23 protein-coding genes are annotated in these 17824 nt (G+C 64.1%); 12 read left to right on the top strand and 11 right to left on the bottom strand.

The window, feature by feature from the left end:
- Positions 1-61: 61 nt before the first annotated feature.
- From I6F09_RS16450 to I6F09_RS16440, 3 genes are all read left to right on the top strand, one after another.
- Positions 62-463 (top strand): DUF983 domain-containing protein, encoded by a 402-nt coding sequence (locus I6F09_RS16450; RefSeq protein ID WP_035996593.1) that lies wholly within the window; start codon positions 62-64, stop codon positions 461-463.
- Positions 460-1215, top strand: a complete 756-nt coding sequence (locus I6F09_RS16445) for an SURF1 family cytochrome oxidase biogenesis protein (protein ID WP_035996596.1) — start codon at positions 460-462, stop codon at positions 1213-1215. The genes I6F09_RS16450 and I6F09_RS16445 overlap by 4 nt, the downstream gene beginning before the upstream one ends.
- Positions 1216-1330: 115 nt before the next feature.
- Positions 1331-1696 carry a nuclear transport factor 2 family protein gene (locus tag I6F09_RS16440; RefSeq protein WP_035996598.1) on the top strand — a complete coding sequence of 122 codons (366 nt, stop codon included), beginning with the start codon at positions 1331-1333 and terminating at the stop codon, positions 1694-1696.
- 1 nt (position 1697) lies between these two features.
- On the opposite strand, the gene I6F09_RS16435 is transcribed toward I6F09_RS16440, so the two are convergent.
- The gene (locus I6F09_RS16435) at positions 1698-3035 is read right to left on the bottom strand and encodes a histidine kinase (protein ID WP_109142212.1); all 1338 of its coding nucleotides are present in this window, start codon (positions 3033-3035) and stop codon (positions 1698-1700) included.
- An 86-nt stretch (positions 3036-3121) separates the two neighbouring features.
- Between I6F09_RS16435 and I6F09_RS16430 the strand changes: the two genes are divergently transcribed.
- From I6F09_RS16430 to I6F09_RS16405, 6 genes are all read left to right on the top strand, one after another.
- Entirely contained in the window at positions 3122-3766 is a 645-nt protein-coding gene (locus I6F09_RS16430; RefSeq protein WP_028178165.1) for a response regulator transcription factor, read from the top strand.
- Between the two features lie 552 nt (positions 3767-4318).
- Positions 4319-5737: a threonine synthase gene (thrC, locus tag I6F09_RS16425; protein WP_036040215.1), complete on the top strand. Its 1419-nt coding sequence runs from the start codon at positions 4319-4321 to the stop codon at positions 5735-5737.
- Positions 5734-7023: a pitrilysin family protein gene (locus tag I6F09_RS16420; RefSeq protein ID WP_036020577.1), complete on the top strand. Its 1290-nt coding sequence runs from the start codon at positions 5734-5736 to the stop codon at positions 7021-7023. Before thrC ends, I6F09_RS16420 begins: the two co-directional genes overlap by 4 nt.
- Before the next feature lie 35 nt (positions 7024-7058).
- Entirely contained in the window at positions 7059-7646 is a 588-nt protein-coding gene (locus tag I6F09_RS16415; protein ID WP_035996611.1) for a GNAT family protein, read from the top strand.
- Positions 7647-7746: 100 nt separating this feature from the next.
- Positions 7747-8397, top strand: a complete 651-nt coding sequence (locus I6F09_RS16410) for a hypothetical protein (RefSeq protein ID WP_035996613.1) — start codon at positions 7747-7749, stop codon at positions 8395-8397.
- 15 nt (positions 8398-8412) lie between these two features.
- A complete protein-coding gene (locus I6F09_RS16405; protein ID WP_157783945.1) occupies positions 8413-8607 on the top strand; it encodes a hypothetical protein in 195 nt (64 codons plus the stop codon).
- Positions 8608-8625: 18 nt separating this feature from the next.
- Here the strand turns inward: I6F09_RS16405 and I6F09_RS16400 are convergent, their stop codons facing one another.
- From I6F09_RS16400 to I6F09_RS16380, 5 genes are all read right to left on the bottom strand, one after another.
- Positions 8626-9111: an ATP F0F1 synthase subunit B gene (locus I6F09_RS16400; protein WP_035996616.1), complete on the bottom strand. Its 486-nt coding sequence runs from the start codon at positions 9109-9111 to the stop codon at positions 8626-8628.
- A gap of 5 nt (positions 9112-9116) precedes the next feature.
- The gene (locus I6F09_RS16395; RefSeq protein WP_036040220.1) at positions 9117-9677 is read right to left on the bottom strand and encodes a F0F1 ATP synthase subunit B; all 561 of its coding nucleotides are present in this window, start codon (positions 9675-9677) and stop codon (positions 9117-9119) included.
- Positions 9678-9737: 60 nt separating this feature from the next.
- Positions 9738-9968, bottom strand: coding sequence for a F0F1 ATP synthase subunit C (locus I6F09_RS16390; protein WP_008541273.1), 231 nt, complete (start codon positions 9966-9968; stop codon positions 9738-9740).
- Positions 9969-10020: 52 nt separating this feature from the next.
- The gene (locus tag I6F09_RS16385) at positions 10021-10770 is read right to left on the bottom strand and encodes a F0F1 ATP synthase subunit A (protein WP_035996621.1); all 750 of its coding nucleotides are present in this window, start codon (positions 10768-10770) and stop codon (positions 10021-10023) included.
- 98 nt (positions 10771-10868) lie between these two features.
- Positions 10869-11243 (bottom strand): AtpZ/AtpI family protein, encoded by a 375-nt coding sequence (locus I6F09_RS16380; protein WP_035996624.1) that lies wholly within the window; start codon positions 11241-11243, stop codon positions 10869-10871.
- A 75-nt stretch (positions 11244-11318) separates the two neighbouring features.
- Between I6F09_RS16380 and I6F09_RS16375 the strand changes: the two genes are divergently transcribed.
- The 3 genes from I6F09_RS16375 to I6F09_RS16365 are packed head-to-tail and all read left to right on the top strand — an operon-like array spanning position 11319 to position 12605.
- A complete protein-coding gene (locus I6F09_RS16375; protein ID WP_225188526.1) occupies positions 11319-11561 on the top strand; it encodes a hypothetical protein in 243 nt (80 codons plus the stop codon).
- A gap of 41 nt (positions 11562-11602) precedes the next feature.
- On the top strand, positions 11603-12118 hold the full coding sequence (locus I6F09_RS16370; RefSeq protein ID WP_225188525.1) for a hypothetical protein: 516 nt from the start codon (positions 11603-11605) through the stop codon (positions 12116-12118).
- Positions 12119-12131: 13 nt separating this feature from the next.
- A complete protein-coding gene (locus I6F09_RS16365) occupies positions 12132-12605 on the top strand; it encodes a secondary thiamine-phosphate synthase enzyme YjbQ (protein WP_225113009.1) in 474 nt (157 codons plus the stop codon).
- 63 nt (positions 12606-12668) lie between these two features.
- On the opposite strand, the gene I6F09_RS16360 is transcribed toward I6F09_RS16365, so the two are convergent.
- From I6F09_RS16360 to I6F09_RS16340, 5 genes are all read right to left on the bottom strand, one after another.
- Positions 12669-14294 carry an MFS transporter gene (locus tag I6F09_RS16360; protein WP_225188599.1) on the bottom strand — a complete coding sequence of 542 codons (1626 nt, stop codon included), beginning with the start codon at positions 14292-14294 and terminating at the stop codon, positions 12669-12671.
- 245 nt (positions 14295-14539) lie between these two features.
- Positions 14540-14908: an integrator complex subunit 1 gene (locus tag I6F09_RS16355; RefSeq protein WP_157785154.1), complete on the bottom strand. Its 369-nt coding sequence runs from the start codon at positions 14906-14908 to the stop codon at positions 14540-14542.
- A gap of 91 nt (positions 14909-14999) precedes the next feature.
- Complete coding sequence (locus I6F09_RS16350; RefSeq protein ID WP_225188524.1) at positions 15000-15323, bottom strand: hypothetical protein; 324 nt, start codon at positions 15321-15323, stop codon at positions 15000-15002.
- The gene (locus tag I6F09_RS16345; protein WP_035996633.1) at positions 15320-15640 is read right to left on the bottom strand and encodes a YggT family protein; all 321 of its coding nucleotides are present in this window, start codon (positions 15638-15640) and stop codon (positions 15320-15322) included. The genes I6F09_RS16350 and I6F09_RS16345 overlap by 4 nt, the downstream gene beginning before the upstream one ends.
- 201 nt (positions 15641-15841) lie before the next feature.
- The gene (locus I6F09_RS16340; RefSeq protein ID WP_036040224.1) at positions 15842-17821 is read right to left on the bottom strand and encodes a sodium:solute symporter family protein; all 1980 of its coding nucleotides are present in this window, start codon (positions 17819-17821) and stop codon (positions 15842-15844) included.
- Between the last annotated feature and the right edge of the window lie 3 nt (positions 17822-17824).

The following is a 17824-nucleotide window of genomic DNA, read 5'->3' as shown; positions in this document are numbered from 1 at the left end:
CCGCCCTTTCGCTTTCCGGCCGCCCGAAGTTTCGTCGGAAACTGTGATAGAGTCCGCCATCATGAACGACAGTGCCGGCACACCCCCGTCCGAAACCACCGTCCTGCAAAGCGCGCTGCGTGGGCTTGCCTGCAAATGCCCGCGCTGCGGCCAAGGCAAGCTTTATGCGGGCTTTCTGACGCTCGCGCCCGCATGCGACCGTTGCGGGCTCGACTATGCCTTCATCGATACCGGCGACGGCCCGGCGATCTTCATCATCATGCTGGCCGGCGGCATCGTCGTCGCGTGCGCCCTCATCGTCGAAGTCAAATACCAGCCGCCATATTGGCTGCATGCGGTGCTCTGGCTGCCGCTCATCCTCGCCACCACGCTGTTGCCGCTGCGCTCGATGAAGTCGTTGCTGATCGCGCTGCAATTCCACCACAAGGCGGCGCCGGGCCGGTTGGTCGATCGCGCGAAATGAATGAGCCTGCGTCGCGCAAGGCCCCCGTGGCCGGCTTCGCGCTGTTCACGCTGTTCCTCACGGCTGTGTTCGTGGCGCTCGGTGTCTGGCAGCTGCAGCGCCGCACCGCCAAGCACGAGTTGATTGCGGCGCTCACCGAGCGGCTTGCGGCCGCGCCGGTTGCGCTGCCGCCGTCCGCGCAATGGGTCGCGCTCAATCCCGCCCGCGACGAATTCCGCCGCGTCAGCTTCACCGCGACCTACGCAGCCCTCCCCGATGCAATGGTCTATTCCTCCGGCTCGGCGGTGCGCAAGGACGCCTCCGGCCCTGGCACCTGGGCGTTCCTGCCGGCGCGGCTTCCCGGCGGCGAGATGGTCGTGATCGACGCGGGTTTCGTCGAGAACACGATGCAGGACCGCGGCGTCGAGGATCGCGCGGTGAACAAGCTTATCACGGGCCAACCGGTTGAGCTCACCGGCTATCTGCGCTTTCCCGAGGCGCCAAGCTGGCTGACTCCGGCGGAGAATCGCGGCAAGCGGCTCTGGTTCGTGCGCGATCATCTGGCAATCGCAAGCGTGCTGGGCTGGGGCACGGTTGCGCCGTTCTATATCGATCTCGAACGGCCCGCGCCGGCGAACGGCATCCCGCGTCCGGGACCGCTCCAGGTGAATCTCAAGGACGACCATCTGCAATATGCAATCACCTGGTTCACGCTTGCAGGCGCCGTGCTCATCGCCTTCGGCGTGTGGGCAAGAGGCCGGCGGCAGAGCTGAGCTCATTGGCAGGTCCATCGAGGGAACCCGGTATCGCCCGGGGTTTATTATTCAGCGCATATTCACGAGGGTGGTTCTAAGCCGCCAATATTGTCCGCGGCAGATTGGGTGCGGCGTGAGTGATTTCGACCAGATGGGAATTATCGTCGACTGGGTGGATGCCTGCCGTAAGGGCGACCTCACAGCCCTGCTCGACCTCTATGCCGACGACGCGCAGCTCGAATGCACCTGCGACGGCGCGCGGCGCTTTCGTGGCCGGAGCGAGATCGAGGCCTATTGGCAGCCGCGGCTCAGCGCCTTCTCCTCGGCGGGGTTCGGGCTGGAAGAGATCAATCCCGCGCCCCACGGCGTCCACCTCGAATATTCCGTCGCCGGCGCGCTGCGCATTCAGGCCTCGTTCCGCTTCAGCCCGGATGGCAAGATCCGCAGCACGCTGTGCGAACCGGCGCGACAGAATGCGCATGATGGTTGCGCCTGCTGAATTAGCCTGGTGACGGAACGTCCCGCATCGTCTCCGCCGGAAGGCGGCAGCGCACGTAGGTTCGGTCATCCACGCGCAACAGCGATAGCGATCCGCTGAGCGCGCGCACGCGCTCATGCATGCCGGTCAGGCCCCGGCCGAAGACGTTGTCCGCAGGGAAACCGCCGCCATCGTCGGAGATCTCGACGACGAGCGTCTTGTCGGCAACCGTCGCCTGCACATGTGCGTTGCCCGCGTTGGCATGTCGCAGCACGTTGGTCAGTGCCTCCTGGATCACTCGATAGACGGTCTGCGCCAGCGGTCCGCCGATTGCGCTGAGATCGCGATCGATCGCATCCGTCAGCACGATATGAGGTGCCTGCTTGCGAAAATTCCGGAGCAGCGTTTGCACGCTGCTCGAAAGGCCGAGCTCTTCGATATAGAGCGGCCGCAGCCGGTCCAGGATGCGGCGGTTGGTCTGCTGCAGGGCCTCGACCGATTGCAGCAGGTCCTGTGCCGAATTGCCGAGATGTCCCGTTGGCTCGGAGGCATCGGTCAGCGCGATCGTGCCGGCGCGGATGCTGAAGAGGAGGGGCCCGAGCTCGTCGTGCAGTTCGCGGGCGAGATCGCGCCGCTCGTCATCCTGCAGCGACACCAGGCGGTGCATCAGATAGCGATTGTCCTGGCTGAGTTGCGCCAGTGTCGCTGCCAGCGCATTGGCTTCCTCGCAGCTCTGCCGGATCTCCGGCGGTCCTCCGACCGGGATCGGCCTTGCGTAGTCGCCGCGCCGAATCCGCGTAAGACCGTCGCCGAGATGTTGCAGGGGGCGCAGGGCCGAACCGGCGAAGACATAGGCAACGGTGCCGGTGAGCACCATCAGGACAGCGACCAGGCTGGTCAGCGCAAGGAAGCCGATCCACTTCTCGAACAAGTCGGCCGATATGTCCGGGAAGAACACGATATCGCCGACATGTCTGCCGTCTATGACGATCGGAAACGCCGCTTCCATCTCTGGTATGGTGATGAGGTTGACGAACCATTGCGGAACCTTCTTCAGGTTGCGCAAGTCTTTCGGAGAAGGCGGGGGACCTCCGTCCATGCGGCGGAATTGAATATCCGTGGAGGCGTCCAAGGACTGAACAAATGCATCGAGGGTCTTTTGCGGATTGTCCGATGCGCGCAGGGTGCTGTTGAGCGCGGCGGCGATGGTCTGGATCGAGCGTCGAGCCGGCTCGTGTTCATCAGCTACCTGACCTGGTGCAAATATCCGCAGTAATATGCCGCCCAGGATCAGGGCTGCGAGAAGGCTCGCGCCGAGCGGGAGAAACAATTGCGTTCGGAACGAAAGTCGTCGCCACATTAGGTCAATTCTAACGCGTATCGGCCGGATTTGCTCTTTCCATTTATTCCCGGCGGGCTATGAGTCGAAAAACAAGAGAGTGCGCGATGCAAGATACCGCCAAGCTGGCGACGAGGGTCCTGATCGTCGACGACCATCCCGTGGTGCTGTCCGGCTGCCGCACCCTGTTCGCATCCGACCATTCAATCCGCATTGACGAGGCGAGCGATGCCAAATCCGGGCATCGCGCCTATGTCAGCAAGCGGCCCGACGTCACCGTGATCGACATCAGCCTGCCCGACGTCTCCGGGTTCGAGCTGATGCGGCGCATCCGCAAGGACGACCCCGACGCCAAGATCATCATGTTCAGCATGAACGACGATCCGGCGTTCGTCGTGCGGGCCGTCGAGCTCGGGGCGCAGGGCTATGTCTCCAAAGGCGACGATCCCAGGATCCTGCTCAAAGCGGTGCGCAAGGTGGTCGCGGGTGACAACTTCATCTCGCCGCAGCTTGCGGAAGCCGTGACGTTTTCCGGCGCGGCGATCAAGGCCAACCCCGCGTCACAGATGACGCCGCGGGAGCTCGAAATTCTTCGCTTGCTCGGACGCGGCGACAAGATCGTCGAGGTCGCCGAGGCGCTCGGCATCTCCTACAAGACGGTCGCCAACACCACGTCCCTGCTCAAGCAGAAGCTTGGCGCCAAGAACCATTCCGACCTGATCCGGATCGCAGTGGAAATCGGAATGAACTGACTTTCGCCATCGACCGAACCGGCTGCTCCGGGATGCAGCGGTTCGGCCGACGGATCGACGCCGCCGTTGGCCGGGCAATGCATTGGACAACGGGCTGACACCCATCCGCCGACACAATGGGCCGAGGCTGTATTCGTTCCCGCGACTGATTCGGGAAAAAGCGGAATTCAGGGTCAGGATCACGGCCGGGGCTTGGCTGCAACTGCCAAAAGCGAACCAGAGCCGGATCGGGAAGAATAGGAACATTTTCGACACGCGCGGGGTTTTGGACTTGACGATTTCATGACAGGCGACGAAAGCTTGCCGGAACAGTTTTGAGGGCTCGGCGACCCCGACGAGGCAACTGGTCTGCACACAACGACAGGCCTTCCAAGAGAAGGGCTGCGGCAATGCCGCAGCCCTTTTTCATTGGGCGAGGGGTACGCCGGAAGCGGTTTCCCGATGCCGCAAAACACTCTATGGTGGTTCAAAGCCACCGGCTGTTGACAAGTAATTACGTAAAATCAAAGGCTTAAGGGTCGAGCTCCGGCCCGGCCGCCTTTGGAGGGCAGTTTGACTCGCTATATCTCGACCCGGGGCGAAGCCCCCGAACTCGGCTTTTGTGACGTGATGCTGACCGGGCTTGCCCGCGACGGCGGCCTGTATGTGCCGGCGGTGTGGCCACAGCTTCCGAGCGAGACGATCGCCGGCTTCTTCGGCCGCCCCTATTGGGAGGTCGCGGTCGACGTGATTCGTCCCTTCGCCGGTGGCGAGATTTCCGACGCCGAGCTCGGGCGCATGGCGAACGAGGCCTATGCCACCTTCCGCCATCCTGCGGTGGTGCCGCTGCGCCAGATGTCCCCGCACCAGTTCGTGCTGGAGCTGTTCCACGGTCCGACGCTCGCCTTCAAGGACGTGGCGATGCAGCTGATCTCGCGGCTGATGGACCATGTGCTAGAAAAGCGCGGCCAGCGCACCACCATCGTGGTCGCGACGTCAGGCGATACCGGCGGCGCCGCGGTCGAAGCCTTTGCGGGCCTCGAGAACGTCGATCTAATCGTGCTGTTTCCGCACGGCCGCATCTCCGAGGTGCAGCGGCGGATGATGACCACGACGGGCGCGGCCAACGTCCATGCGCTCGCCATCGAGGGCACCTTCGACGACTGCCAGGCGCTCGTGAAGGGAATGTTCAACAACCATCGCTTCCGCGATGCGACCTCGCTCTCCGGCGTCAATTCCATCAACTGGGCGCGCATCGTCGCGCAGGTGGTCTACTATTTCACCTCTGCCGTCGCGGTCGGTGCTCCGGCGCGCGCGGTCGATTTCGTCGTTCCGACGGGCAATTTCGGCGACATCTTCGCCGGCTACGTCGCCAAGCGCATGGGGCTGCCGGTGCGCACCCTGCGCATCGCCGCCAACGTCAACGACATCCTGGCGCGCACGCTGAAGACCGGCATCTACGAGGTGCGTGAGGTGCACGCGACGGCATCGCCGTCGATGGACATCCAGATCTCCTCGAACTTCGAACGGCTGCTGTTCGAGGCCGGCCGGCGCGATGGCGCCGGCGTGCGTCGCCTGATGGAACAGCTGAAGCAGTCCGGCCGCTTCGTGCTACCCGATGCGACACTCGCCGCGATCCGCGAGGAGTTCGATGCCGGGCGCGCTGACGAGACCGAGACTGCGGCTGCAATCCGCGCCGCCTGGCGCGAAGCAGGCGAGCTGGTCGATCCTCATACCGCCGTGGCGCTCGCCGTCGCGGACCGCGACACCACCGATACGAAGGTGCCGAGCATCGTGCTCTCCACCGCCCATCCGGCCAAGTTCCCCGACGCCGTCGAGGCGGCTTGCGGCCAGCGGCCGCAACTGCCGGCCTGGCTCGACGGCCTGATGACCAAATCCGAACACATGAGGGTGATGAAGAACGATCAGGTCGAGCTCGAGCGGTTCGTGCTGTCCGCCAGCCGCGCCGCAAAGCAGGGAGTTGCCGGATGAGCGTCGAGATGTCCAAGCTTGCCTCCGGCCTCACCGTCGTCACCGACGAGATGCCCCACCTCGAGACGGCGGCGCTCGGCGTCTGGGCCGGCGTCGGCGGACGCGACGAGAAGCCGAACGAGCACGGCATCTCGCATCTGTTGGAACACATGGCGTTCAAGGGCACGACCAGGCGCTCCTCGCGCGAGATCGTCGAGGAGATCGAGGCGGTCGGCGGCGACCTCAATGCCGGCACCTCGACCGAGACCACGTCCTATTACGCGCGGGTGCTAAAGGCCGACGTGCCGCTCGCGCTCGACGTGCTCGCCGACATCCTCGCCAATCCGGCCTTTGAGCCCGACGAGCTGGAGCGCGAGAAGAACGTCATCGTGCAGGAGATCGGTGCCGCGCAGGACACGCCCGACGACGTCGTGTTCGAGCATCTGAACGAGCTCTGCTATCCCGACCAGCCGATGGGCCGTTCGCTGCTCGGCACCGCCAAGACGCTGCGCGCCTTCAACCGCGACATGCTGCGCGGCTATCTGTCGACGCATTATCGCGGGCCCGACATGGTGGTGGCCGCGGCCGGGGCGGTCGATCACGGCCAGGTCGTCGCCGAGGTCGAAAAGCGCTTTGCGAGCTTCGAGGGGACGCCCGGGCCGAAGCCGCAGGCCGCTCGGTTCGGCCAGGGCGGCGCCAAGGTGGTGCATCGCGAGCTCGAGCAGGCGCATCTGACGCTGGCGCTCGAGGGGGTGCCTCAGACCGATCCTTCGCTGTTCTCGCTGCAGGTCTTCACCAATGTCCTCGGCGGCGGAATGTCGTCGCGCCTGTTCCAGGAGGTGCGCGAGAAGCGCGGCCTCTGCTACTCTATCTACACCTTCCACGCCCCCTACACCGATACCGGCTTTTTCGGCCTCTATACCGGCACCGATCCCGCCGATGCGCCGGAGATGATGGAGGTCGTGGTCGACATCATGAACGAATCGGTGGAGACGCTGACTGAGGCCGAGATCGCCCGAGCCAAGGCACAGATGAAGGCGGGGTTGCTGATGGCGCTGGAGAGCTGCTCCTCCCGCGCCGAGCAGCTCGCCCGGCATGTGCTGGCCTACGGGCGGCCGCAGACAGTGCAGGAACTGGTTGCCCGGATCGACGCCGTCAGCATCGAATCGACGCGGGACGCGGCCCGTGCGCTGCTGTCGCGCAGCCGGCCTGCGGTCGTCGCATTGGGCAGCGGCAGGGGTCTGGACACGGCGGTGTCTTTTGCGGAAGGATTGACACGGGCGCGCGCCAAGGCGCGGCTGCATTAGGAGCCGCGCGTGGGCCTCGCCCCGGGAAGCATCACATGGCCCTCTTTCGCCTGCCATCCAGTGGACCCGCCGCCCTGGCGCCGCGCGGCAACGGGCTGCTCCTGCGCGCGCCGCAAATGTCCGACTTCCTGCAATGGGCTCATTTGCGCGAGACCAGCCGCGACTATCTGACGCCTTGGGAGCCGATCTGGCCGTCCGACGATCTCACCCGCTCCGGCTTCCGCCGGCGCCTGCGCCGCTATGCCGAGGACATTGCCGCGGACCGCTCCTATCCCTTTCTGATCTTCCGCGAGCTCGACGGTGCCCTGGTCGGCGGCATCACGCTCGCCAATGTCCGGCGTGGCATCGTGCAGGCCGGCACCATCGGCTATTGGGTCGGCCAGCCTTATGCCCATCGCGGCTACATGACGGCCGCACTGCGAGTGCTGCTGCCGACGCTGTTCGGCGAGCTCAATCTGCACCGGGTCGAGGCCGCCTGCATCCCGACCAATGCGCCGTCGATCCGGGTGCTGGAGAAGTGCGGCTTCTCGCGCGAGGGCCTAGCGCGCCGCTATCTCTGCATCAACGGGGTCTGGCAGGATCACCTGCTGTTCGGCCTGCTGCACGAGGACTTCCGCGGCTGAGCAGCCTGATGGATGCAGCCAAATCCCTTTTTGCCGCCTTGGGTTCGCCGATATTGGCGATATAACCCGGCCGGAACATTGTCATGGAGTACGGGTGTTGATGGTGCAGGAGCTTCGGTCATCGCGGACGAGGTTGCGGCGGGGCGCAGCGGTCGTGCTGGCATTATCGGTCGGGCTCGCCTCCGTCTCGCCGGTGGCGGCACAGTCGTTGACCGACCGCTTCAAGAGCCTGTTCGGCGGCAAGTCCGACGAGCCGGCGGAGCCGAAGCCGGCGCCTGCGCCCGGGCAGCCGGCCGAAGACGACCTCGATTGCCCCCAGGTCACGGTGCGCGCGGGCGCCTCGACCTACGCGGTCGGCGCCAGCGGCAAGCCGGCGGTCGGCAATGACATCCGCTTCCAGGCCTCGATCACCAAGATGGCGCGCGAATGCTTGCGCAGCAGTGCCGGCATCACGGCCCGGATCGGCATCCAGGGCCGTGTCATCGCCGGCCCCGCCGGGGCGCCTGCCTCCGTCGAGGTGCCGCTGCGCATCGCCGTCGTGCAGGGCGGCGTCGGCGAGAAGGTGATCGCCTCGAAGGCCTACCGGACCACGGTGGCGATGTCGGAAGGCGGCAGCGTGCCCTTCACCTTCGTCGCCGAGGATCTGGCCTATCCGGTGCCGGCGCCCGCGGTTGCCGATACCTACATCTTCTATGTCGGCTTCGACCCGCAGGCGCTCTCGCCGGAGCCGAGAGGGAAGAAGAAGAAGTAGGGAGATCTTGCGGCAATGTCAGCTGTCATTGCCCGCGAAGGCGGGCAATCCAGTATTCCAGAGGCCGCGGTGCTTGAACTGAGAAGCCTCGGCGCAATGGATCACCCGCCCCAGTGCGCAAGTGCGCACAAGGTGGGTGATGATACCGCACTTGTGGATGCTGTTACCCGACAGACAAAAAAGCCGGCGCTCGTCGCGCCGGCTTTTTGATTGGGTAAGGCAAATCCCTCAGTTCAGCTTCTGCCTGACTTCGTTGATGCCCTTGGCGAGCAGGTCGTCGGCGATCTGGCCCTTGACCGACTGCGACAGGATCGTGGAGGCAGCCTGCACGGCGGCTTCCGCGGCGGCTGCCCGGACGTCCGCGAGAGCCTGAGCCTCGGCGAGTGCGATCTTGCCCTCGGCGGTCTTGGTGCGGCGGGTGACGAAATCTTCCAATTTCGCCTTGGCCTCTGCTGCGATGCGCTCCGCTTCGGCATTCGCGTTGGCGATGATGTCGGCGGCCTCGCGCTCGGCACCGGCAGTGCGCGCCTTGTAGTCGGCGAGCACCTTGGTGGCCTCCTGCTTGAGGCGCGCCGCCTCGTCCAGCTCGGCCTTGATACGAGCGGCGCGATGATCGAGCGCCGACATCGCCGTCTTGAACACCCCCACATAGGCGAAGATCACCATCAGGATCACGAAGGCGACGGCGACCCAAAACTCAGGTGTGAAGAACATCGAGACTAACCCTTCAAGGTTGCATCAACGGCGGCATTGACCGACGCTGCATCCGGAACGACGCCCGTGAGCTGCTGAACGATGGTGCCGGCTGCATCGGCCGCGATGCCGCGGACGTTGCTCATGGCGGTCGCGCGGGTCGAGGCAATGGTCTTCTCCGCCTCGGCGAGCTTGGCGGACAGTTGCTCTTCCAGCGCCTTGCGTTCGGCTTCCGCCTGCGCATTCGCCTTCTCGCGGGATTCGTTGCCGATCGCCTGTGCGCGTGCGCGCGCCGACGCGAGCTCGCCTTCATAGGCCTTGAGCGCCGCCTCGGACTGGTCCTTCAGCTTCTGCGCTTCGGCGAGATCGCCCTCGATCTTGTTCTGACGCGCCTCGATCGCACCCCCGACACGCGGCAGCGCGAACCGGGAGACGATCAGATACAGCGCGACGAAGGCGATCGCGAGCGACACCAGTTGCGAAGCAAAGGTGCTGCTCTCGAAAGGCGGAAAGCCACCGCCGTGGTGACCGCCATCGGCCTCCGTGTGAGCGCCGGTACCTTTGGCGCCGCCATGACTTTCAGCCATGGAGTTCTCCTGTTGCTGTCAGACGCGCCGCCTCCCACCTGGAAGCGGCGCGAAACGCGTTCAGAGCGGGACGAACAGCAGCAGCAGAGCGATCAGCAGCGAGAAGATGCCGAGCGCTTCGGTCACGGCGAAGCCGAAGATCAGGTTGCCGAACTGGCCCTGAGCAGCTGCCGGGTTGCGCATGGCTGCGGACAGATAATTGCCGAAGATGAAGGCCACGCCGATGCCGGCGCCGCCCATGCCGATGCACGCGATGCCCGCGCCGAGAAACTTAGCTGCTTGCGGATCCATTTTTGACTCCTTGGAAGAAAGACAGGTGTGGGTGGAAAAGCACCCGGATCACTCAGTGTCCAGGGTGAATGGCGTCGTTGAGGTAGATACAGGTCAAGATCGCAAACACATAGGCTTGCAGGAACGCGACCAGCAGTTCGAGCGCGGTGAGCGCGACGGCGAGCGCCAGCGGCATGACACCGCCGATCCAGCCGACCACGCCAAGAGACGCGCCGAGCATGGCAACGAAACCGGCGAACACCTTCAGCGCGATGTGGCCCGCGAGCATGTTCGCGAACAGTCGAACGCTGTGCGAGACCGGCCGCAGGAAGAACGACAGCACCTCGATCGCCATGACCAGCGGCAGGATGTAGCCCGGAACGCCCGAGGGCACGAACACTTTCAGGAACTTCAGGCCGTTCTTGTAGAGGCCGTAGATCAGGACCGTGAAGAACACCAGCAGCGCCAGCGCCGCAGTGACGATGAGATGGCTCGTCACGGTGAACGTGTACGGAACGATGCCTACGAGGTTCGAGACGCAGATGAACATGAACAGCGAGAAGATCAGCGGGAAGAACCGCATGCCATCCGCTCCGGCAGTGCTGCGGATCATGCTGGCCACGAACTCATAGGAGAGCTCGGCCACCGACTGCAGACGCCCCGGAACCAGCTGCTTGCCGCTGGTGAGCAGAAGCAGCGCGATGATCCCCACCGCGACGAACATGTAGAGAGAGGCATTGGTGAAGGCGATCGTGTGATCGCCGATACGGCCGATCGTGAAGAGCGGTTCGACGTTGAACTGATGGATCGGGTCGATTTTCATCCGCGCGGCATCTCTCGTCTGCTGGACAAGCCGACCAGTGAAGATTGGTCGGCCGGCTGTGCCGGCGAGCGGCACGACAGTTAACCCGGCTAGGCCAATTACGAACCACCGCGCCTGTTCGGACCCGCGCCTGCCGTTCTCACCACATTCACCACGCCGGCGATGAAGCCCAGCAGCAGGAACGCGATGAATCCGAAAGGCGACGTCGACAGCAAGTGGTCGAACCCCCAGCCAATCCCCGCTCCGACAGCGACGCCGGCGATCAACTCCGAGGATAGTCGGAAACCAAGCGCCATCGCCGAGGCTCTGGCCGCTTTGTCTCCATCGTCACCTGCGGGTTGCTCGGTCTTGGCCCGGCGGTCGCGAAATTCGGACAACCGCTGATCAAGATTTCCGAGCCGATCGGAAAGCGCGGCTTCCTCGGGCGATCTATCGCGATCTCCATCCTCGCCGTGTCCCGTGCCCTGTGTCATGCAACGAAGACCCGAAACGCTGCGGCTGAATGGAAATTGCGCCCGTCACCCTCAAAAGCCGCGCGGACCATACTGATGGCCTATAATCAAGTCAAGCCAAGTCACGATTGCGTCCCTTCCGATTATGTATTTGATTTACTTGATGATATTGACGCGCACGGCAGCGCTGCACACAGCGTGACGCCGCACCGCAGCAGGTCTGCTTGCGAACGGCGGACGCAGCCGTGCTTTCGCCGCGCTCGCGGGATCAAAGAAGCCGCCGCGTTCGTTAATTTCGGGGGCGGCTTTTTGGCGGCGGATTGCCGGCTGGGGGTGTAGAATTGCAACCGCAGCCGCAGCAGTGCCGGGCGGAGACAATGATGAGACCTGCGACGTCATCCACGACATCATGGCTCGCGGCGGCGGCCGCGGTGATGGTAGTCAGCGGCGGCCTCGCGGCCGCGCAATCTACGCCCGACGGCGAAAATGGCCGCTACAGCATGACGCCCATCCCCGAGGGCGTGCTGCGGCTCGACACGCGCACCGGCACGGTGTCGACCTGCACCAGGAACGGCGCCGGTTGGGCCTGCTACGCGGTGCCCGACGAGCGGACCGCACTCGACGCCGAGATCGGCAGGCTCCAGGCCGAGGTCGAGCGGCTGAAGGCACAGCTCGCGGCGGGGCCAACGGTATCGGGCAAGATCGACGAGGCGCTGCCGAAATCCGATCCACTCAGGAAGCCCGAGCCCAAGGTCGCCGAGGGCGAGCGCAAGATCGAGATCCCGCTGCCGAGCGAGCAGGACGTCGACCGTGTGATGTCGTTCCTGGAAAAGGCCTGGCGGCGGCTGATCGACATGGCCAACCGCGTGCAGAAAGACGTGTCGGGGAGGATCTGATGCGGGCCCCTCCATGACATCTGCCAGATCCGTCACCCGCTCCGCACCATCGTCCGTACAGGCCACGACCGTCACATCGGCACTGCTCACCGTGCAGACGCCTGGCCGCGGCTTCACCGATCTGACCAGCGAGGCCGCACGATTCATCGCCGAGGCGCGGGCGGGCGAGGGTGCATTGACGCTGTTCATCCGCCACACCTCGGCCTCGCTGACGATCCAGGAGAACGCCGATCCCTCCGTGCTGGTCGACCTTACCACGGCGCTGTCTCGGCTCGCACCGGAGAACGCCGGGTGGACCCATGATACCGAGGGGCCCGACGACATGCCGGCCCATATCAAGACCATGCTGACGCAGACTTCGCTTCAGGTCCCGGTCCTGAGCGGCAAGCTCGCGCTCGGCACCTGGCAGGCGATCTACCTGATCGAGCATCGCAGCCGCCCGCACCGCCGTGAGATCGTGCTGCAATTCATCGGCAGCGATCGATAACCACACAAAGCAAAACCGGCCGCGGAGACCGCGGCCGGTTGGTGTCGTCGATTGCTGCTGCGATCAGGTCGCCTTGATGTCGACGTCCTTGGTTTCCGGCAGGAACAGGAAGCCGATCACCACGGTAATCGAGGCGAAGATGATCGGGTACCACAGACCGGCATAGATGTCGCCTGTCGAGGCCACGATGGCGAAGGCGGTGGCAGGCAGGAGGCCGCCGAACCAGCCGTTGCCGATGTGGTAGGGCAGCGACATCGAGGTGTAGCGGATGCGGGTTGGGAACAATTCGACCAGCATCGCCGCGATCGGGCCGTACACCATGGTCACGAACAGGACCAGGACGAACAGCAGGCCGATGATCGCCGCCGGCTGCGGACGGAAGACGTCGAACGGATGCGACATCTTCACGATGCCGGTGTCACCCGCCTTGGGATAGCCAGCCGCCTGCACCGCGGCGAGAACCGCCGGGTTGCTGTCCTTGGCGTTGGCGTAGGGCACGTCCTTGCCGTTGACCACGACCTTCACGCCCGAGCCGGCCGGACCCGAACTCGTCGTGTACCTGACCGACGATTGCGACAGGTAGGCGCGTGCGGTGTCGCAAGGAGCGGTGAAGACGCGGGTACCGACCGGGTTGAACAGATCGCCGCAGCCGGCGGGATCGGCCACCACCTCGACCTTGACCGACTCGATGGCCTTTTCCAGCGCCGGGTTGGCGTTGGACGTGATCATCTTGAAGATCGGGAAGAAGGTCAGCGCCGCGATCAGACAGCCGCCGAGGATGATCGGCTTGCGGCCGATCTTGTCGGACAACATGCCGAACACGATGAAGAAGCCGGTGCCGAGCAGCAGCGACCATGCAATCAGCAGGTTGGCGGTATAGCCGTCGACCTTCAGGATCGATTGCAGGAAGAACAGCGCGTAGAACTGGCCGGTGTACCAGACCACGCCCTGGCCCATCACACCACCGAGCAAAGCGAGCAGCACGAGCTTGCCGTTCTGCCAGTTGCCGAAGGCCTCCGTCAGCGGCGCCTTCGAACCCTTCCCCTCTTCCTTCATCTTCTGGAAGATCGGCGATTCGTTCAGGCGAAGCCGGATCCAGACCGAGATGCCGAGCAGCAGCACCGAGACCAGGAACGGAATGCGCCAGCCCCACGCTGCGAAATCGGCCTCGCCGAGCGCGGTGCGGGTGAACAGAATCACCAGCAGCGACAGGAACAGGCCGAGGGTTGCCGTGGTCTGGATGAAGGAGGTGTAGAAGCCGCGCTTGCCGTTCGGCGCATGCTCCGCGACGTAGGTCGCCGCACCGCCATATTCGCCGCCGAGCGCCAGACCCTGGGCGAGGCGCAGCACGATCAGGATGATCGGGGCCGCGATGCCGATGGTCGCCGCGTTGGGCAACAGGCCGACGATGAAGGTCGACAGACCCATGATCAGGATGGTGACAAGGAAAGTGTATTTGCGGCCGACGATGTCGCCGACGCGGCCGAACACGATCGCGCCGAACGGACGCACCAGGAAGCCCGCGGCAAACGCCAGCAGCGCGAAGATATCGCGGGTTGCCGGGGGATAGGCCGAGAAGAACTGCGCGCCGATGATGCCGGCCAGCGAGCCGTAGAGATAGAAGTCGTACCACTCGAAGACGGTACCGAGCGAGGAGGCGAGAATGACGAACCGTTCGTCCTTCGTCATCCCGGCGCCGGCAGATGGTGCCGATGTTGCAGTTACTGTCGTCATTCAGATTCGCTCCCGCTTGTTTTCTTTTCAAGAACCGATTCGCGCCACGCGGGCGCGCCACCAATCGGGGGCGAGCAATTACATGCCTATCGCGTCCGGCCCAATAGTACTTTCGACGCGAATCGGAAGGATCGCGGAGATGTCGGACGGGAAATCACGGAGCCGCGGGAACGAAATACCGTGGGGTCTGCAGCCTCAAACTAAAGTCCAAGGACGGAAAAGCCCATCGCGACAATCCACATCACTACTGACACCAGGGCAGACCAGTATGCGAACACCAGATAGGTTTCTCGCATCACCGCCGAGACTGTTTTTTGTGCATGCGGCTGAGGCGGGCGTCTGTCTTTTGGAAGATACAGCCACATCTCGGTGCGGCGGTGGTCTTTGGTCCGCGCCTCCTGCGCTTTCAGGAGAAGCACCAGTGTCATGATCAGGCTCAGAAAGCCTCCCGCCTGAAACGCGGAGCGCGGCAGAAACGAAAGGCCGATCATGACGCAGAATATGGCGAGGGAGGCAAATCCGCACGCGCGCAGGACCGTTTCAAAGGCGATGCGGCGCATTTCTTCCATGAGGAGGAACTCCGTCGCCTGGCTCATTGGGATCGAGATGCGTCTAGGGTAGTCCCTGCGGGGCCTGCCTTCAATGGTTCCCGCCCGCCGTTCAGAGGCCGATGCTGATGAAATTGCCGGCGGCGGGGAGCGCCAGGATAGCCGTGCCGGCCAGCCAGATCCAAAGCGAGACGCCGTTCGACTCCTGTGCGCCGGTGACGCGTTCGTAGATGGCGGCGGGAATGCCGCCCAGGATCACGGTGGCGGTCGAGACCATCAGCGAGGCGAACATCAGCGTCAGCGACATGTTTCCGAACAGAAGAGGGCCTGCGAGCGGTTGGACGTAGAGCAGGGCGAAGATCAGCCAAAGCTGGTTGAAGAGGCCGTTGATCATTCCGAAGAAGGCAATACCGATCAGGAAGAAGTTGCGGTTCATGATCCTCCTCCCGCAAGCCGCGGCGCGAGGTTGAGCACGAGCAATGTGTAGTGGAGCACGATCCGCAACCAGAACATCCAGACAAAACCGAACAGCCACACGATGGCTGGAGGAACTGCCTTCGGCGTGACGGTTGCGATGGCGGTGAGCACCGGATCGGTGAGGCGGCAGAAGAAGCGCCAGATATAGTTCGGCGAGTCGGCGTCGACGAAGAGGCCGAGCAGGAAGCGGCCGAGCATGGTGTACATCAGAGCCGCCAGAACGAAGTTCGGCAGGTGGAAATACCAGTATCTGGCGAACGAGTCGGCAATGTCCAAAATCTGTCCTCCTCCGGACCTCGCTCTGGCGCAGTATGGTCTTGCGAGGGCTGCCTGCTCGGCCCGGCCCGTCGGGCATTCTGCACCGGCCGCCGCACCCAACAATGTCAAGGCAGACGGTTCTGGGCAAGCGAGCGCCGCCGGTCGCAAACAAGAACGGGGCCTCGCAAGGCCCCGTTCGTCGCAATCGATCCGATCCGCTCAGGTCGTTTTCTCTTCGAGCACCGTGCGGCCTCGCGGCTTGCGAATCTCGTCAACATAGGCCTGCATTTCCCGCGACGGCGCCCTTCCCAGCAGGCTCACGATGATGATCACCGCGAAGCCGAATGGCGTCCCCAGCAAACCGCATGCGATGTTGTTGAGGTTGAACCAACCCACCTTGTTGGCGAGCGGGTGGGCCAGCGTCGGCCAACTCTCCATGGCGTTGGGCAATGCCATGGCCTTGGCGATGTCGACCAGCGGTGCGCCGGTGACCGGATTGAGCAGCGACGTCATGCCGAAATACTTGACGCCCGCGCCAGGGAAATAGCGCGTGACGAGCAGGTAGAACATGCACAGCCCAAATCCGGCGATGATGCCGCAGATCGCGCCCGTGGACGTCGTGCGCTTCCACCACACACCCATCACAAGCGCCGGGAAGTTGCCCGCCATCGCCAGGGAGAACGCCCAGCCGACCATGGCCAGGATATCCCCGGGCTTGGTGGCAGCCGTCGCCGCGGCAATGACTGCGACCGCCAGCAGCAGCACGCGCGCGATGATCAGCCGGCGTGCCGTCGGCGCGTTCGGATCGATCATCTTGTAGTAGACATCATGCGACAATGCATTGGCGATCGCGAGCAGCAGCCCGTCGGCGGTGGACAGAGCCGCGGCCAGGCCGCCGGCCGCGACGAGGCCCGAGATCACGTAGGGAAGCCCCGCGATCTCCGGTGTCGAGAGCACGATCACGTCCGTGTTGATCACGAAGTCCTGCAGCCGGACCACACCGGGGTGACCGGCAACGGCCTTGCAGGCGGCAATGACGGCGTCGATGTTGACGGCGTTCTTGCCGCAGATCTGGATCAGCCCGAGCTCGCCCCAGCTGAACAGCCAGGGCCTGATCGCGGACAGATCGCGCCCGATGATGTTCGTGTACACCTCCAGCTTCGAGAACGCCGCATAGGCAGGCGCCGAGAAGTACAGGAGGAAGATGAACAGCAGCGACCATGCCACGGATTGCCGCGCCTCACGCACCGACGGTGTCGTGAAGTAGCGCATCAAGATGTGCGGCAGCGAGGCCGTCCCGACCATCATGCACAGAATGATCGCAAAGAAGTTCAGCGGGCTATAGCTGAAGAACGGCTGAATGTGCGGCTTGAGGCTTGCCGCCGCCGCCAGTCCGTTCGCGAGCATGTCCTGTTCGCGCGCCGTGATGTCCGCGATCGCGTGCCCATAGGTCAGCTGCGGAAGCGGTATCCCGTAGATCTTGGTCGACAGGATCACGATCGGTGTCAGGTAGGCTATGATCAGCACGATGTACTGGGCCACCTGCGTCCAGGTCACCGCGCGCATGCCGCCCAGCATCGAGCAGACCAGGATGCCGACCAGTCCCGCGAAAACCGCGAGCTCGAACTGCATTCCGAGGAAGCGCGAGGCAATGATGCCCGTGCCGTAGATCTGCGCCGTGACATAGGTGAACGAGCAGGCGACGAGCACGACGACGCCCAGCGCCCGGGCGAAATTGCCGCCATAACGGAAGGACAAGAAGTCGGGCACCGTATAGGCGCCGAATTTGCGCAGATAAGGCCCGATCAGGATGGAGACCAGCACGAAGCCGCCGGTCCATCCGAGCACCCAGGCAAGTCCGTCATAGCCGAGCAGGAACAGCGTGCCCGCCATGCCGACGAAGGACGCTGCCGACATCCAGTCGGCACCGGTGGCCATGCCGTTGTAGAACGCCGGTACGCTGCGACCGGCCACATAGTATTCCGAGACTTGCGCCGTTCGCGACAGAATGCCGATGATGGCGTAGACCGCGAGCGTGAAGAACACGAACAGGTAGCCGAGAACCTTGTTCGGCACCCCGATCACTTCGAGGGCGGCGAGCAGAAGGACGAACGCGACGAATCCACCGGTGTAGAAGCCGTAGATCCGCCCGAGGTTGCTGAGAAAGTCGGAGCCGCCGGTTGAGGCCTGCGTAGCCATGTT

This window comes from Bradyrhizobium sp. IC3195 (assembly GCF_020193585.1).
Taxonomy (GTDB): Bacteria; Pseudomonadota; Alphaproteobacteria; order Rhizobiales; family Xanthobacteraceae; genus Bradyrhizobium; species Bradyrhizobium yuanmingense.
This window is presented reverse-complemented; position numbering and strand designations above follow the sequence as displayed.

Coding starts and splice junctions, on each gene's coding strand:
- I6F09_RS16450 (WP_035996593.1), top strand. CDS start 62: ATGAACGACAGTGCCGGCACACCCCCGTCCGAAACCACCGTCCTGCAA.
- I6F09_RS16445 (WP_035996596.1), top strand. CDS start 460: ATGAATGAGCCTGCGTCGCGCAAGGCCCCCGTGGCCGGCTTCGCGCTG.
- I6F09_RS16435 (WP_109142212.1), bottom strand. CDS start 3,035: ATGTGGCGACGACTTTCGTTCCGAACGCAATTGTTTCTCCCGCTCGGC.
- I6F09_RS16430 (WP_028178165.1), top strand. CDS start 3,122: ATGCAAGATACCGCCAAGCTGGCGACGAGGGTCCTGATCGTCGACGAC.
- I6F09_RS16420 (WP_036020577.1), top strand. CDS start 5,734: ATGAGCGTCGAGATGTCCAAGCTTGCCTCCGGCCTCACCGTCGTCACC.
- I6F09_RS16415 (WP_035996611.1), top strand. CDS start 7,059: ATGGCCCTCTTTCGCCTGCCATCCAGTGGACCCGCCGCCCTGGCGCCG.
- I6F09_RS16410 (WP_035996613.1), top strand. CDS start 7,747: ATGGTGCAGGAGCTTCGGTCATCGCGGACGAGGTTGCGGCGGGGCGCA.
- I6F09_RS16405 (WP_157783945.1), top strand. CDS start 8,413: ATGTCAGCTGTCATTGCCCGCGAAGGCGGGCAATCCAGTATTCCAGAG.
- I6F09_RS16400 (WP_035996616.1), bottom strand. CDS start 9,111: ATGTTCTTCACACCTGAGTTTTGGGTCGCCGTCGCCTTCGTGATCCTG.
- I6F09_RS16395 (WP_036040220.1), bottom strand. CDS start 9,677: ATGGCTGAAAGTCATGGCGGCGCCAAAGGTACCGGCGCTCACACGGAG.
- I6F09_RS16390 (WP_008541273.1), bottom strand. CDS start 9,968: ATGGATCCGCAAGCAGCTAAGTTTCTCGGCGCGGGCATCGCGTGCATC.
- I6F09_RS16385 (WP_035996621.1), bottom strand. CDS start 10,770: ATGAAAATCGACCCGATCCATCAGTTCAACGTCGAACCGCTCTTCACG.
- I6F09_RS16380 (WP_035996624.1), bottom strand. CDS start 11,243: ATGACACAGGGCACGGGACACGGCGAGGATGGAGATCGCGATAGATCG.
- I6F09_RS16375 (WP_225188526.1), top strand. CDS start 11,319: ATGGCCTATAATCAAGTCAAGCCAAGTCACGATTGCGTCCCTTCCGAT.
- I6F09_RS16370 (WP_225188525.1), top strand. CDS start 11,603: ATGAGACCTGCGACGTCATCCACGACATCATGGCTCGCGGCGGCGGCC.
- I6F09_RS16365 (WP_225113009.1), top strand. CDS start 12,132: ATGACATCTGCCAGATCCGTCACCCGCTCCGCACCATCGTCCGTACAG.
- I6F09_RS16360 (WP_225188599.1), bottom strand. CDS start 14,294: ATGACGAAGGACGAACGGTTCGTCATTCTCGCCTCCTCGCTCGGTACC.
- I6F09_RS16355 (WP_157785154.1), bottom strand. CDS start 14,908: ATGGAAGAAATGCGCCGCATCGCCTTTGAAACGGTCCTGCGCGCGTGC.
- I6F09_RS16350 (WP_225188524.1), bottom strand. CDS start 15,323: ATGAACCGCAACTTCTTCCTGATCGGTATTGCCTTCTTCGGAATGATC.
- I6F09_RS16340 (WP_036040224.1), bottom strand. CDS start 17,821: ATGGCTACGCAGGCCTCAACCGGCGGCTCCGACTTTCTCAGCAACCTC.